Origin of the sequence: Pectobacterium hainanensis, assembly GCF_046237015.1 — a bacterium.
In the GTDB taxonomy this organism is placed as follows: domain Bacteria; phylum Pseudomonadota; class Gammaproteobacteria; order Enterobacterales; family Enterobacteriaceae; genus JBJYIN01.
This window is the reverse complement of the sequence record NZ_JBJYIN010000008.1, coordinates 36,739-52,718: the sequence shown is the minus strand read 5'-3', so window position 1 is coordinate 52,718 and position 15,980 is coordinate 36,739. Positions and strand designations below refer to the sequence as shown.

Here is a 15,980-nt window from a genome sequence, read left to right as displayed (position 1 = left end):
GTCGCATTTCAGCGAGAAAGCCCACGCTGATACTGCGCCCAATGAGCAGGAATGCGTGAAAATGTCAGCCGGAACCAATCGGTGAAACGCTCCGGCGATGCCGCCATTTGTTGTTTAATTTGCTCAAGCGACAGATATTCGTAATTAGCCGCTTCTTCAGGATTAGGCTCTGGCCTCTCATCCGTGATACCAAAATAAACATGCCCCAACTCATGTTCGATTAGGCCGTTATCCAAAGGCAATCGATACGTCAACGTGAATACCGGAGTAAGCTGACAGCGTAACCCCATCTCCTGATACAACCGACGATAGGCTGCGTCCCGTGTACCTTCTCCCGGCGCGGGGTGACTACAGCAGGTATTACTCCACAATCCGCCGCTATGATATTTACCTTCAGCCCGTTGTTGCAGCAGCAATTGTTGGTTCGAATTGAAAACATAGACGGTGACAGCCCGATGCAACAATCCCTTCTCGTGAACTTCCTGTTTTTCCATCACACCCGTTGGCCGATCGTATTCATCAACCAGAATCACCTCAGTCAATGGCATCGTCATCTCCCATTACCGCATGCATACAATATAAAACACCGCCGACGTTAACCGGCGGTGTGACTGAACAAACGTCATTATAGCCATGACGATAGAGGGAAGACAGACATTACAACAGGGTAAAACGCTCACGCTTCACGCGCTGTGAATCCAAGCCAATAAACACATCAAACTGACCGGGCTCTACCACCTGCTGCATACGTGCATTGTAAAATTTCAGCGCATCCTGATCGATTGGGAAGCTGATCGTGCGGGATTCTCCAGGCTGTAACATCACCTTTTGGAAACCACGAAGTTCTTTCACTGGGCGACTGATCGATGCAACAACATCATGCAAATACATCTGCACCACTGTTTCCCCTGCCCGAGCACCAGTATTTTTCACCGTCACACTGGCGGTCAACGCACCATTGCGCTTCATGATCTGATTCGATAAACGTACATCCGATACGCTGAACGTCGTATAACTTAGACCGTACCCAAACGGATAAAGCGGGCCATTCGCCTCATCGTAGTAATGAGACGTGTATTTTCCCGGATTCTCCGGCGTATAAGGACGACCGGACGGCAAGTGGTTGTAATAAATGGGGATCTGTCCTACCGATCGCGGGAAGGACATCGGCAATTTTCCTGAAGGGTTGTAATCGCCGAACAGAACGTCAGCGATGGCGTTGCCCCCTTCCGTTCCGCTGAACCAGGTTTCCAACAAGGCATCCGCCTGTTGATCTTCACGTACTAACGCCAATGGACGACCGTTCATCAACACTAACACCAGCGGTTTACCCGTCGCTTTCAACGCGGCGATCAGGTCGCGCTGCCCTTGAGGTAAATCAATATTAGAACGGCTTGAGGCTTCATGAGCCATACCAGCCGCTTCACCAACCACAGCAACGACAACATCAGCCTGTTTCGCCGCCTGAACGGCCTCATCAATCATCACCTGAGGTGAACGAGGATCGATCTGCACTGCCTGTTCATATTGGTTTAGAAAATCAATAATTCCCTGATGGTTAGTGACATTAGCACCTTTGGCATACAGAATAGTGGCCTGGTTGCCCACCGCGTTTTTGATCCCCTGATAAACGGTGATCGTTTGTTTAGCCACACCAGCGGCAGACCAGCTTCCCATCGTATCGCGCTGGCTATCCGCCAATGGCCCTACGACAGCAATCGTGCCCTCTTTTTTCAGTGGCAACGTTTGCAACCGATTCTTCAGCAAGACCAAACTCTTACGCGCCACTTCACGCGCTTCTAACCGATGCAGACGGCTTTCCGCATTGGTATCAACCGGATCGGCATCCGCAGGACCCAGGTGACGATAAGGATCGGCAAATAACCCCATGTCATACTTCACATTGAGGACCTGACGGCAGGCATCATCGATCTCCTGCTCGGTCACCGCGCCATTTTTCACCAGATCCGGCAAATAGCGAACAAAATATTCGTCGCTCATACTCATACCAATGCCAGATTTCAGCGCCAAACGCGAAGCATCTCGGGGATCGCTAGCCACGCCATGTTTAATCAGCTCTTTAATCGCACCGTGATCGGTAATGGTGATGCCTTTGAAATTCCACTGTTCGCGCAGCACATCCTTCAGCAGCCAGCTGTTTGAAGTGGCTGGCGTACCGTTGATGGAATTCAGCGCCACCATGACGCCACTACTGCCAGCATCAATCGCAGCTTTATAAGGCGGCATATAGTCCTGAAACATTCGCTGAGGGCTCATATCCACCGTGTTGTAATCGCGTCCACCTTCAACTGCACCATAAAGTGCATAATGCTTCACGCTGGTCATCAATGAGTGGCGACCCGTGACATCCTCTCCCTGAAACGCGCTAACAACCACGCCAGCGATCTTACTGGTTAGCCAGGTGTCCTCACCAAAGCCTTCGGAAACACGTCCCCAACGAGGATCTCTGGTAATATCCACCATCGGTGCCCACGTCATATTCAGACCATCTTCCGTCGCTTCATAAGCGGATACTTGAGCGCTTTTGGCTATCGCCGCCATATCCCAACTGGAAGCCAGACCCAGCGCGATAGGGAAAATCGTTCGCTGACCATGCACCACGTCGTAAGCAAAAAACAGAGGGATCTTCAACCGACTAAGCTGCATGACCTGATCTTGCATGACACGAATATCAGGCCGCGTTACCGTATTAAAAATTGCTCCAACCTGACCATTTCTGATCATCTCACGGATGGCGTCTTTGGGGTTATCCGTCCCTACGCTGATTAACCTAAGCTGGCCAATTTTCTCGTTCAGCGTCATTTTTTTCAGTAAATCAGTCACAAAGGCGTCACGTTGCTGGGATGAAGCCGTGACATGGGCTGACGCAGAAAGCGTTTCCTGAGCAATAGCCGGGTGACAGGCAAGTCCAATCGCCATCGTCAGTGAGGTAATCCATTTCATTCGTTATATAAACCCAATCGTTCCTGGCATCAGGAAACCTCACTGAAGCACAAGACAGGTTGAAGATAGGTCAGCAACTGTGTCATAACATCTGACAGAGCAAACGCCAACGCACTCAAATACACAGCACGTAATAATAATGTATTTGTTTAGATTTCATTTAATAAAAACGAGAAGAATAATGCGATATACCCAAAATAATTCGAGTTGCGTGAAGGCGGCAACCGCACGAATCCCCAGGAGCTTACTCAGGTAAGTGACTGGGGTGAGTAAGGGCAGCCAACGCACAAGCAGCTTGAAGTATGACGGGTATAGGCTGCGCACAATAAACATTTCTCAGTCATTTGCTACTCGCACAAGGAGCTACAGACACGATGTATCAACTCTATATCGCCAACAAAAACTACTCATCCTGGTCATTACGCCCGTGGGTATTGTTAAAAACGCTATTGATACCCTTCGAAGAGAAGCTAGTTGCTTTCACTCCCGGCGCAACGCAACCTGAATTTAAACGTTTCTCACCAACGGCCAAGGTGCCTTGCCTGATCGATGGCGATATCACCGTTTGGGATTCGTTAGCGATTACCGAATATATTGCTGAACAATACCCGCAAGTCTGGCCTGCTGAGAAACAGGCGCGAACCTGGGCCCGCTGCGCATCGGCAGAAATGCATTCTGGCTTTACCGCACTGCGTAATCATTGTGCGATGAGTTGCGGTGTAAAAGTGAACATGCGCGAGATTTCACCAGCGCTGAACGCTGAAATACAGCGAATTAATGTACTGTGGGAGGAAGGATTAACGAAATTTGGTGGTCCCTTTCTGGCAGGAAAGACATTCTCCGCAGTAGATGCATTCTTTGCCCCTGTCGTTTTCCGCATTCGAACTTATCAGTTGCCGGTCTCCGAATTGGTTAACGCTTATTGCTCACATTTACTGGCGCAACCCGCGATGCAACGCTGGCTGGCTGATGCGCTCGCGGAAACCTGGCGCGAAGAGTCACACGAAGAAGATGTGGCCAATGCGGGTGATATTATCGAAGATCTGCGGGCAAAAGCATAACTATACCCAAAATAATTCGAGTTGCATGACAAAACGTTAGCGTTTTGAACAACGCTCTGCGTTGACCCTTTAGGGCAAGGCCCATTTATGGCCTTGTAACGCAGCAAGTGAGGGACAAATTCGTCGGGAACGAATTTGACCAGCCAACGGCTGGCCTCTGGTGAGAGACAGGATGTCTCTCATTTAATCCCGATGAGCTTACTTGAGTAAGTGATTCGGGTGACAAATCTGCCGGGAGCAGATTTGAACGCTGCTTGCAGCGGCCCCAACGGGGCGAGGCTCATGGATGAGCCGAGTAACGAGCGCAGCCAACGCACAGGCAACTTGAAGTATGACGGGTATATCAGTCCCTGCGGACGCAGGGACGACATGAAACACACCGAACTACTCAGTACCCACACTGGCCATGTTTTGCGGCTGCTTTGACGCCAGTGCTTTTTGCTTCTTATAGCTTAATGCGGCAGCCGGAACAGCGGTGACTTTTCCGCTTTCCAGCCAGTTACGTAAACGACTCGCATCGGCAAAATGCGTGTACTTGCCAAAAGCATCCAACACCACGAGCGCGACCGGGCGTTGATTGATCACCGTCAGCATGACCAGACAATGACCGGCCTGATTGGTAAAACCTGTTTTGGTTAGCTGAATATTCCAATCTGGTTTATAGACCAGATGATTCGTGTTTCTGAACGGCAGGCTATACGTCGGATGGGAGAACGTTGCCGTTTTTTCCTGCGTGGTACTGAGTTGGCTCAGTAGCGGATATTGTTTACTGGCAATCAGGAGCTTGGTGAGATCGCGAGCGGTTGAGACGTTGTTAATCGACAACCCGGTTGGCTCGACATAACGAGTATGCGTCATTCCCAGCGAACGAGCTTTTGCATTCATCGCACGAATAAATGCCTGATAGCCGCCGGGGTAATGATGTGCAAGGCTGGCAGCCGCCCGATTTTCCGACGACATCAATGCCAACAGCAACATATCGCGACGATTGATTTCACTGTTCAACCGAACCCGAGAATAAACGCCTTTCATTTCCTTCGTCTGGCTGATATCAATGGAAATCACTTCATCCAATGGTTGATTAGCGTCCAGCACAACCATTGCCGTCATCAGTTTGGTTACCGATGCAATCGGTACGATGACATCTGGATTAGTCGAATATAAAACGTGGTTATCGCGTAAATCCACCACCATGGCACTTCCGGATGCGATCTCCTGATGAGCAACCATTGCAGCCTTGGCAGGCGCTTTTGCTATAGCAGCAGGCATGACCAAAGCATGGGTTGACAACAGCATCAAAGAAAACACAGAAAGTCTGAATTTTTTACTCATTATTCAACAACTTAAACAGTAATCTGTTAAATGAAAAGAGATAGGCTGTCGCATTATAATTTACCGACACATCCCACGCACTCGCACAACAGTGAAAGCTTTGTGACAAAATTTAACAGGCGCTGAAGTCATTTCAGCATATTAACGCGATGATGAGCGAGAAATGTTCCCTCTGCGTATTTGGCTTAGCAAACGAAAACTTATCCCCCAGAATATGCCGGCAGCGATCCCAGAAAATGCGCCGGATAGCACACTGAAAAAAGTATTATGCGCTAATTCAGGAAAACGGGCTTGCTGCATGGAAAAGTAAAAACGGCCACAGAACGTCGCCAACATCAGAACCAGCGGCCACGATGAACCATTGCGCATAAAGCACCGTTCTTCTGGCAGATAAACTCCCGCGTTCTTGCCAATCTGCCAGCCAATTACCCCACCCAGTATTAACGTCAGAACAAAACTGACGGCCACAATGCCTGACGACACCGGAGAATGAATTATCGTAACCAGCCCCCAGCACAAAAAAACACCGGGGATAATCAACATACGAAGCGGTGATTGCCGTCTTGTCTGACGTGCTTTAAGCCCTGCGTAAAAAAGATAAACTAAGACGCCCCACACCCAGTATGGCGTATGACGAATGATCTCCAACAAACTTTCCATAAGATGACAATTCCCAACCAGTGACCCTTTCTTATCATACGATTGCTGGTCAATCTGTCGCTGTCAGCACTGCATTACCGTCAGTCAAATATCAGCAATGCGCGACCGCTCATAAGATGAACTCGCACACCGACTGAGTAAACTTTTATGCTCTCGCTGGTTAATGGCAGAAATGAAAACGTTTGAGGAAAGATTCATTAAATCATTATTCGAAACCGCTCACACTGGCCTGCCAGACCTATCGTTCAAGACAAACCAGTGCGAGAGTCCACCCTCTGTATAAACCTTATTTTTTTGCTTGTTCAAGCGCTTGTTTCACGGCGCTAATGACACCCTGACTTGACATCGTTGCGCCGGTGACCGAATCAACCTTATCAATGTCTTGTTTTTCAATCAGCTCAGGAACCACGTTATCAATAACACCCATCATCAATGCTTCAGTATCTTCATGCTTTACGACTTCGGCATTGGCAATTTTTCCGTCACTGATACTGACACTGACCTCAATTTCACCTTCCTTGCCCTGCCCCTTGCCAGTATAGGTGCCATCCTTATATTGCGCAGCATCGGTAGCGTATGCCGCCAACGAGCACGAAAGCGTTAAAGCTGCCAACATGGCTGGTATCAATTTTTTCATAACTTTCCCGTAAATAAGTAAAATCACAACCCCTGTTGCTGCGTGAATATACCCGCAATCATTCAAACTTCAGGAAAAATGTTATCGTTTTGCACAACGCGAAGCGTTAATCCTTTGAAGCAAGGCCCACCAATAAGTTGATCAACAAACACTAACAGCGCTCAGGCAGTTCGAAGTGTGACGAAGATAAAAGAGACACACCATGGGGCTCCCACCGTTCTACCGTCGTGACAGCCCCAGCGTACTCATACTTACCTAAAAATCGTTATTGGCCCGCTTTGATTTCTTTCACTGCTTCAGCGGCCCCAATACGCCCATACGTTACAATATCCGCCAGAGAATTCCCGCCTAGACGGTTAGCACCGTGCACCCCACCAGCAGCTTCACCGGCAGCAAACAGGTTCGGAATAACCTTGCCATTCACATCCAACACCTGTGCTTTGTTATTGATAGCGATCCCCCCCATGGTGTGGTGGATCCCCGGCGTGATTTCAATAGCATAATATTTGCCGCTATCCAGCGCGAGTTTCATGCTGTCACGATCGAATTCGCTGTCTTTTTTCGCCTTTACAGCAGCGCTGTAGGTATTGATCGTTTGTGTCAGTTGCTTACCATCCACCTTGATTGCTTTGGCCAGCGCATCCGGTGTTTCGCCCTCGGCAACCAGTTTTTGCTTAAAGTAAGATTTCGTTGCCTGATTCTGCTTCACCAGTTCATCATTAAAAATCAAATAAGCATGCGCACCCGGTTGCTTCAAGATACTTTGTGATACCACATCACGGGTAAGCAGTTCATTCACAAAGCGTTTGCCGCTTTCATTAATCATGATTGCGCCATCGCCGCGTACAGCTTCGGTGATCAGAATACCTTTCCCCGGCACCGTTGACGGATGTATTTGGATATATTCCATATCCACCAGTTTGGCATTTAGCTTGGTTGCCATTTTAATCCCTTCCCCCAGACTGCCTGGCGCATTGGTGGTTTTAAAGCCCACCAGCTTGGGATCATACTGCTTGATCATATCAAAATTGGCACCAAAACCACCGCTGGTGATCATGACTTTTTTGGCATCAATGGTAAATGTTTTACCGTCTTTTCCTTTCGCGTTAACGCCTGTAACTTGCCCTTTCTCATTTTGAAGAATATCGGTTGCCGACGTATTGGTGCGCAGATCAATATCCAGCGCCTTCACTTTTTTAATCAATGCGGTCGCAATAAAACTTCCGGCTGCGACACCACCAGCCGGACGGTGGGTACGGTCAACACGAGATCCACCCGTTCGCGTCAAATCGGCTAAATCTGCGCCGTTCTCTTTCAGAAAAATCACAGAATCTTTAGCATGCTCGGTCAGCGTCTTCACGACTTCAGGATTATTAATATTTCGGCCGCCCTTCATGGTGTCTTCATAGAACATTTCCGGCGTGTCCGTAATCCCCCGCGCTTTTTGCAGATCGGTACCTGCCGCATTTAACCCGGCTTCCGCTCGAGCCGTATTCCCACCAGCAAACGGCATTTTCTCCAGCAAAATAACGTTGGCCCCCTGATTATGCGCTTCAATCGCAGCCGACATTCCCGCACCACCCGCGCCGATAATCACAATATCCGTAGTTTCACCATGAACAACAGAGGAAAAAGCCAATGCCAGAGTGCTTAGTAATAGAATTTTTTTCTTCATATTGTATCAATCCATATTTTGTTATTTTTAATCAGGAATGACAGTCATTGAGATGGGGATGGTCATGGCGCATTTTTTATAAAGATAAAACAGTCCATTTCAATGAAATCCCAAACATTGATGTTATTTCCTGAATCAGGTCGAACTGGCACTGATTTGATACAGACGATCCTGTAACCACTAACAAAACAATGTCATATGTGATACTACGCCGATCATGCTATAAAAATTTTAACTCGATCATATATTGGCAAACTCGCGTTTTGTATATTAATCTCGCTATCGATTAAAAACCCAGTAATTTTCGATAAGAATGATTCTCAATATTATCCATTGACAACCCCAACTTCAGCGCACACTCAATACATTGCTCCCTTAATTTTTTCAACAACGTTTCATCATCCGTCATAACCGATATTTCGACAAAATGGCCCAATGACTCGATATAATCCAACGTAATATGGAAAATATTTAAAAAATAAATGCTACGCGTTTTATTAATGGTATAGAGCGCCTGATAACCTAGCGTATTTAGCATACTGTCGGCTTTCTCAAACGACTCGACATTTACAGCTTCGCAGCGATCAACGCCAGGACCTTTGACAATCCACAGCTTAATGCCAGATGGTTCCATACGCCGTAATAACATACTGATATGTTGCTGTTGTAGACTATGCTGAGCATCATCATAATAAATATCATGCTCTTTATTTTCAAAAACAAAGGCTTCAGGATGAAGGCTAAAAAGTGTATTTCGAAAAACAATAATATCTTGGATACGGAATTTTAGTTCAACTTCATATTTCCCTGTAAAATGTTCAACCATGTTCTTTCTCCTTAATGGACTACCTGCTAATCCCCCTAAACGTCCTTTCCCGCGATGGGTCCCTCACTGAATAGAAAATAACCGCTCTCTTTCCGTCAGTATCGGCCGTTAATAGTAGTCAAGACGGCAGAAATCGCTAGTGCATCATGACAATGATGTCAGATCGGACATTATTACCACTGAAGCAAAGTCGTGGTGATGCATAAACTCACGCAAAATCAGCAACCGCGCAGAGAAGGCGTTCTCAAGCGGAATACCCTCCCAGGCAGCCGGACTCCCCAGCATGACGCGTTCCAGACGTTTAAATGTCCGTTCCATATCATCCTGCGGCAAGCGCCAGCCAGCCTCTTCTTCGTCGGCTCCCGATATCTGTGCGATAGCCACCAAAGCGGGATCGAAAGCAAACAGAGCGGAACCCGCAGGGATATCATGGCGAATCCGCGTCACTTCATCCTCTACCGCCATGATCGCCAGCTCCATTTCGTCTGGGGTTGGAGGTAGATGTTTAAAAAACGTCGCCGTTTTATCAAAACCAATGGTCAATTGCAGGGTTACCGACGGTTGTGATGCCGTCCCGCAGACAACTGTCGTCTGCTGTTCGCCAATGCACAGCATCGTTACCGGCATCTCCGGCGCGACGCGCTGTCTGGCAAGCGAGTACGCCTGTTTCAGGTTCACATCATTTTCCATCTCAGCATCCCCTTATTTAGTGCTGATGTCCATGCTGGCAGCAGCGCGCGATACCGACAATATCAGCGGGCGTGGTGCGACAGCAGCCACCAATCAGACGAGCCCCTGCCGCTTGCCACTCGGGCAGATACGCCGTCAACGAGCATGCTGCATCGTGAACGCGGCTCCACGTTTTCGTTACTGCATCATACTGCTCGCCGGAATTGGGATAAACCACCAAAGGCAAATTCGTCAGTGAAGACAGATGCGTCAACGCTGGCGTCACGTTTTCCAGCGCAATACAGTTGATCCCCACGGCAACCACCTGAGAACAGGCGTTGACCCGCGCCAGCACCGTGCGCAGAGGTGTACCGTCGCTGAGATGCTCGCTGTCGCGCAGCGTGAAGGAGAGCCACGCCTGCGCCTGAGGGAACTCGGCCAGTAACGCAATCAGCGCCTCGATTTCCGCAAAAGACGGCAACGTCTCGCAGGCCAGCAGATCCGCTCCCGCCTCCAACAGCGCCGCCATACGCGGCCGATGAAACGCCATCATGTCAGCCTGCGGCAGCTGATAATCACCACGATACTCCGAGCCATCCGCCAGATAAGCACCATATGGCCCGACTGATCCTGCCACCAGCAGCGACCCAGCCTGTGGATTGTCGCGACGATAATCATCCCGCGCCTGCGCCGCCAGCTGTACACTCTTGGCAATCAATGCCAGCGATTCCGCTTCGCTATAGCCGCGCGCCGCAAACCCTTGCGGCGTCGCCTGATAGCTAGCCGTAATCGCACACTGCGCTCCTGCCTTGAAATAGTCGAGATGCACTTGATAAATCAATGCCGGATTTTCAACCAGCACTTTCGCCGACCACAGTGGATCCGTTAAGTCACAGCCGCGCGCTTCCAGTTCGGTTGCCAACGCACCGTCCAGCACAATCGTGGGTGCCGTCGCCAGCAGTTCGGTAACCGTATTTTTACGCAATGTCTTCCACTCCCGTTAATCCACGCTTCTTCATTGACTGCGTGAAATAATAAGCGCCGTAGCACAACACAACAAACGGAATTCCACACCACAACGCAATTCGCTGGCTGGGATCAAACGCCAGTCCGACGCAGGCCAGTAAACACAGCAGGAAGCCAAGAATCGGCGTGATTGGGAACCAGGGCGCACGATATTGCAGGTCGGAAAGCGGTTTTCCCGTACGGATATGGTGACGGCGGAACATATAGTGCGAAGCGCAGATGCTCAGCCATACAGCCACCACAGCAAAGCCAGAAATCGCAGACAGCGCCACGTAAACGGTATCCGGTGCGACAACGCTGGAAAACAGCGCCAGCAGCCCACCCAGCATACTGACGGAAATGGCAAAGAGCGGAATGCCGCGGAGCGTCAGACGGGAAAAACGGCGCGGCAACGTGCCTTCATTGGACAGCGACCACAGCATACGCCCCGAGGCATACAGTCCTGAGTTAGCGGCGGACAGAATTGCCGTCAAAATCACGAAATTAAAAATGTCGGCAGCGTAAGGAATACCAATCTTTTCAAACACCAGCACAAACGGGCTTTTAGCGATACCGGCCTCTTCCATCGGGATCATCGCCGCCAACACCAGCACCGTTCCCAGGAAGAAGATCACCAGTCGCGCAACGGTCGTACGAATCGCCATCGGCACCACTTTCTGTGGATTCTCGGTTTCTCCTGCCGCGATACCGATCAATTCCGTACCGGAGAACGCGAAGTTTACCGCCACCATGGTCATCAAGATCGGCAGGCCGCCGTGTGGAAACCAGCCAGATGCGGTAATGTTCTGGAAGAACGGTGCAGGAGAGCCGTCCTGCATCGGGATAAAGCCAAACATCGCTCCCGCGCCGAGCACGATAAAGGCCAGAATAGTGACAACTTTCACAATCGAGAACCAGAATTCCCCTTCGGCGAAAAAGCGGGACGACACGATATTCAACAGGTAGATCAGCACACAAAACAGCAGACACCAGATCCAGACCGGCACCAGAGGGAACCAATATTGCATGCAAAAACCAGCAGCGGTCAGGCTGGAACCCAGCGCGACCGTCCACGTCAGCCAATATAGCCACGCCACAGCATAGCCCGTCGCAGGGCTGAGATAGCGAGACGCGTACACATGGAACGCCCCGGTTTCGGGCATCGCGACGGACAACTCCCCCAGACTCAACATCACCAGATACACCACCAACGCGCCGATCAGATACGCCAATAGCGTGCCAGCCGCTCCCGTTGTGGAAATAATGTATCCCGTATTGAAAAACAGGCCAGTACCGATGACGCCACCGAGCGAAAGCATCACCAGATGGCGAGCTTTCATGGTGCGCTTAAACTGCCCTTCCGAGCCTGATGCGTGTTGTTCCATGATGACCTTTTGTTATAGACGTCTAAACTTCCAGACAGATAGCGTGTTATACCGTCAACCGATTCGTAAAGTAAAGCGCAGGCCGGAGGGAGAGCGATGAAGTGCGTTAAATCTGAACAGCGTGATGAAAACACGAAGAGTGGGAAGGCAAAAAATGGGGAAACGGTGAGCGCTTACGACTCACCAATCACACGTGCGATGTCTGCCGATGTTTTCAAGGTGCGGATCTCGCTGAATAATTCGGTGGCGTCGTCGTATTCTTTACGCAAATAACCCAACCACTGTTTGATACGTGCGACGTGATACATTCCAGTGTCGCCCTGCTTTTCTAGCCGCACGTATTTCTGTAGCAGCAACATAACTTCCGGCCACGGCATACGCGGCTCGTTATACTTAATCACGCGGCTCAGGTTCGGCACATTCAGCGCGCCACGCCCCAGCATGATAGCATCACAGCCCGTTGTCGTCATGCAATCCTGAGCACTCTGCCAGTCCCAGACTTCGCCGTTGGCGATGACCGGAATACGCAGACGCTGGCGGATTTCCCCTATCGCCTGCCAGTTGATGCATTCCGCCTTGTAACCGTCTTCTTTGGTGCGACCATGCACGACCAGTTCGCTTGCGCCCGCCTGCTGCACCGCATCGGCAATTTCAAACTGACGCTCGCCGGAATCCCAGCCCAGCCGTATTTTCACAGTGACCGGCAGATGAGCTGGCACCGCCTCACGCATGGCTTTCGCGCCCTGATAAATCAGCTCGGGATCTTTCAACAACGTCGCCCCGCCACCACTACCGTTCACCAGCTTCGACGGGCAACCGCAGTTGAGATCGACGCCATACGAACCTAGCTCAACGGCCCGCACCGCGTTTTCCGCCAGCCACTGCGGATACTGCCCCAGTAGCTGAACACGCACCAGCGTACCGGACGGCGTGCGGCTGGCATGGTGTAACTCCGGGCAAAGGCGATAAAAGGACTTAACCGGCAAGCACTGATCCACCACGCGTAAAAACTCGGTGATGCACAGGTCATAATCATTTACTTCGGTCAGCAGTTCCCGCACTAATGAGTCGAGAACCCCTTCCATCGGGGCAAGCAGAACACGCATAACGCTACTCGGTAATCATTTATCGTTAATCACAGCCATGATTGGTACAACAAAAAAAGCAGGCAATGTTAGGGGGTATTATAGGGGGAACGCAATGGGAAAGATAACGCTGACTCTCTGATAAAGGGAGCCATTGGCTCCCTATCGATTTTACTTATCCGCTGGTTTATTGCGGTTTTGCGGTCGAGGAGCACGACGCGCCCCTTCGCCGTTACTCTTACCTTTATTACCCCATGGGCTATCACCATTACCGCCCGTTTTGTTCGGCTGGCGATGACCATCGGCAGAACGTCGTTCCCCCTGTCCCTGATTACGGTCAGATCTACCTCGCGGTGCACCCGCCTGTGAACGTGGAGCACTGGAACGCCCAGCACCACCTCGATTACCCTGACGACCATTGATGATCGGTTCAGCCTTAATCGATGGATCCGGTTCATAACCGGGGAGCGCAATGCGGGGAATTTCACGGTTAAGCAAGCGTTCGATATCACGCAACAGCTTATGTTCATCAATACATACCAACGACAGGGCTTCACCTGTTGCTTCAGCACGACCCGTACGGCCAATACGGTGAACATAGTCTTCCGGTACGTTTGGCAATTCATAGTTCACTACGTGCGGCAGTTGGTCGATATCCAGACCACGAGCCGCAATGTCCGTCGCAACCAGTACGCGAATACTGCCATTCTTGAAGTTTGCCAGCGCTCTGGTACGCGCCCCCTGACTTTTGTTGCCATGAATCGCGGCAGCGGTAATGCCGTCTTTTTCCAGCAGTTCAGCCAGATGATTCGCGCCGTGTTTAGTACGGGTAAAGACCAGCACCTGCTGCCAGTTATTTTCACCGATCAATTGCGACAGCAGTTCGCGCTTACGACGCTTATCCACAAAGTGCACATGCTGCGTCACCAATTCGGATGGCGTATTACGACGCACGACTTCAACCGAGGCCGGATTAGTCAATAATTTGCTGGCCAGTGTTTTAATTTCATCTGAGAACGTAGCAGAGAATAACAAGTTCTGACGTTTCACCGGCAGTTTCGCCAGTACACGACGAATATCGTGAATAAAGCCCATATCCAGCATACGATCGGCTTCATCCAGCACCAAAATCTCAACCTGCGACAGATCAACGGCGTTCTGATGTTCCAGATCGAGCAAACGCCCCGGCGTGGCGACCAGAATATCGACGCCACCGCGCAGTTTCATCATCTGCGGATTAATACTCACGCCGCCAAACACCACCAATGAACGTAAGCGCAGGTATTTGCTGTATGCCTGCACGTTTTCATCAATTTGCGCGGCCAGTTCACGGGTTGGTGTCAAAATCAGCGCCCGAACAGGACGGCGGCCTTTTCCCTGCGACGCACGACTACTCAGCAATTGCAGCAGCGGCAACGTGAAGCCTGCGGTTTTACCGGTGCCCGTCTGGGCGCTGGCCATTAAATCACGGCCTGCCAGCACCACCGGAATAGCCTGACGTTGTACAGGCGTAGGTTCACGATAGCCCTGTTCTTCAACAGCACGCAGGATGTCGGCACTCAGGCCGAGAGAATCAAATGACATAATAGAGAACAACTCCAGATCCGCTCTGACCGAACCATAGCCGGTGTAGTTTTCAGAGGGACGATAAGACGGGTTTGCCGAACCACGATTTCAATCACGACAGACAATTGAAAACGGCATAAGCAATAACCACGATGAACGGGCACAACTACGGTGCATAACTGCCGAGGATTGTAGCAGAGATTCTTAACGTTAAGGGATTTTTCTCTGTAATGGGTGATTTTTATCCTGATTTTCGCGTCTGCTGCGTTTGATTTTCTCTTCAATCCTCTTCTGCTGCCAAAACATAACAAATATCGAACGCCTCCAGCCATCACAATTTTGTTAATTACGTCACATCATAATACGACAAATAGCCTAAATTTAATCATATGATTGATTAAATTCTCATCGTGATAATGACTAACGCCCCTACCGCACAGCGTCGTGGCGAACAGACCCGACAACAACTCATCCAGGCCGCTCTTGATGTCTTTGGAGAGTATGGATTACAAGCGGCCACCACTCGCGTGATCGCTCATCGAGCAGGACAAAATATCGCGGCTATCGCCTATCATTTTTGCTCGAAAGAAGGGCTCTATCTGGCGGTTGCCAACTGGATTGCGGATTACATTCACCAAACCTATCGGCCATTGGTAGCTGAAATCTCTGCGTTTATGCAGCAGCCTACCGAAGCGCAATCCGCTGAACAGATCATGGATTATTTACGCCGGGCTTTGCTGCATTTCAGTCGGTTAATGACCCGTTCAGAAACACTGAATCTCAGTCGGATCATGTCACGTGAACAACTGTCCCCGACCGATGCTTACCCTATCATTCACCAACAAGTGATTGAACCGTTACATCAATTGATGACGCAGTTGGTGGCTCGTTATACCGGCATGGACAGTACCGACCGCAAAACCATTATTCACACCCATGCGTTAATTGGCGAAGTGTTATCGTTCCGCGTTGCCCGGGAAACCATTTTGTTACGTGCAAGATGGCAAAATATCGGCGTCGAAGAAGCGACGCTGATCCAACAAGTTCTGATTGAACACCTTGAAATTTTACTTACCGGATTGCGGGATCGTCATGTTCAGCAGAGGAAGGAATAA

At 50.0% G+C, this 15,980-nt stretch carries 14 protein-coding genes; 2 read left to right on the top strand and 12 right to left on the bottom strand.

Annotation, left to right across the window (positions count from 1 at the left end; translation table 11 throughout):
- Positions 1-8: 8 nt before the first annotated feature.
- Positions 9-548 (bottom strand): isopentenyl-diphosphate Delta-isomerase, encoded by a 540-nt coding sequence (gene idi / locus ACKPVM_RS09945; RefSeq protein WP_409308890.1) that lies wholly within the window; start codon positions 546-548, stop codon positions 9-11.
- 109 nt (positions 549-657) lie between these two features.
- Positions 658-2,964 (bottom strand): beta-glucosidase BglX, encoded by a 2,307-nt coding sequence (bglX, locus tag ACKPVM_RS09940; protein WP_409308889.1) that lies wholly within the window; start codon positions 2,962-2,964, stop codon positions 658-660.
- A 374-nt stretch (positions 2,965-3,338) separates the two neighbouring features.
- Between bglX and ACKPVM_RS09935 the strand changes: the two genes are divergently transcribed.
- A complete protein-coding gene (locus ACKPVM_RS09935; protein ID WP_409308888.1) occupies positions 3,339-4,025 on the top strand; it encodes a glutathione S-transferase family protein in 687 nt (228 codons plus the stop codon).
- 384 nt (positions 4,026-4,409) lie between these two features.
- Here ACKPVM_RS09935 and pbpG read toward each other — a convergent pair whose 3' ends face one another.
- The 10 genes from pbpG to rhlE all read right to left on the bottom strand — a co-directional run bounded on the left by pbpG (position 4,410) and on the right by rhlE (position 14,883).
- Complete coding sequence (pbpG, locus tag ACKPVM_RS09930; RefSeq protein WP_409308887.1) at positions 4,410-5,357, bottom strand: D-alanyl-D-alanine endopeptidase; 948 nt, start codon at positions 5,355-5,357, stop codon at positions 4,410-4,412.
- Between the two features lie 141 nt (positions 5,358-5,498).
- Entirely contained in the window at positions 5,499-6,017 is a 519-nt protein-coding gene (locus tag ACKPVM_RS09925; protein WP_409308886.1) for a DUF6622 family protein, read from the bottom strand.
- A gap of 286 nt (positions 6,018-6,303) precedes the next feature.
- Positions 6,304-6,654, bottom strand: coding sequence for an FMN-binding protein (locus ACKPVM_RS09920; protein ID WP_409308885.1), 351 nt, complete (start codon positions 6,652-6,654; stop codon positions 6,304-6,306).
- A 265-nt stretch (positions 6,655-6,919) separates the two neighbouring features.
- Positions 6,920-8,329 carry a flavocytochrome c gene (locus ACKPVM_RS09915; protein WP_409308884.1) on the bottom strand — a complete coding sequence of 470 codons (1,410 nt, stop codon included), beginning with the start codon at positions 8,327-8,329 and terminating at the stop codon, positions 6,920-6,922.
- A 286-nt stretch (positions 8,330-8,615) separates the two neighbouring features.
- Positions 8,616-9,155 carry a class IV adenylate cyclase gene (cyaB, locus tag ACKPVM_RS09910; RefSeq protein ID WP_409308883.1) on the bottom strand — a complete coding sequence of 180 codons (540 nt, stop codon included), beginning with the start codon at positions 9,153-9,155 and terminating at the stop codon, positions 8,616-8,618.
- A 144-nt stretch (positions 9,156-9,299) separates the two neighbouring features.
- On the bottom strand, positions 9,300-9,845 hold the full coding sequence (locus tag ACKPVM_RS09905) for a hypothetical protein (protein ID WP_409308882.1): 546 nt from the start codon (positions 9,843-9,845) through the stop codon (positions 9,300-9,302).
- A 16-nt stretch (positions 9,846-9,861) separates the two neighbouring features.
- Positions 9,862-10,809: a homocysteine S-methyltransferase gene (gene mmuM, locus ACKPVM_RS09900; protein WP_409308881.1), complete on the bottom strand. Its 948-nt coding sequence runs from the start codon at positions 10,807-10,809 to the stop codon at positions 9,862-9,864.
- On the bottom strand, positions 10,802-12,214 hold the full coding sequence (gene mmuP / locus ACKPVM_RS09895; protein ID WP_409308880.1) for an S-methylmethionine permease: 1,413 nt from the start codon (positions 12,212-12,214) through the stop codon (positions 10,802-10,804). The genes mmuM and mmuP overlap by 8 nt, the downstream gene beginning before the upstream one ends.
- Before the next feature lie 173 nt (positions 12,215-12,387).
- A complete protein-coding gene (dusC, locus tag ACKPVM_RS09890) occupies positions 12,388-13,320 on the bottom strand; it encodes a tRNA dihydrouridine(16) synthase DusC (protein WP_409308879.1) in 933 nt (310 codons plus the stop codon).
- A 150-nt stretch (positions 13,321-13,470) separates the two neighbouring features.
- Positions 13,471-14,883 (bottom strand): ATP-dependent RNA helicase RhlE, encoded by a 1,413-nt coding sequence (rhlE, locus tag ACKPVM_RS09885; protein ID WP_409308878.1) that lies wholly within the window; start codon positions 14,881-14,883, stop codon positions 13,471-13,473.
- A gap of 398 nt (positions 14,884-15,281) precedes the next feature.
- Here rhlE and ACKPVM_RS09880 point away from each other — a divergent pair, with 398 nt between their 5' ends.
- Entirely contained in the window at positions 15,282-15,980 is a 699-nt protein-coding gene (locus ACKPVM_RS09880) for a CerR family C-terminal domain-containing protein (protein WP_409308877.1), read from the top strand.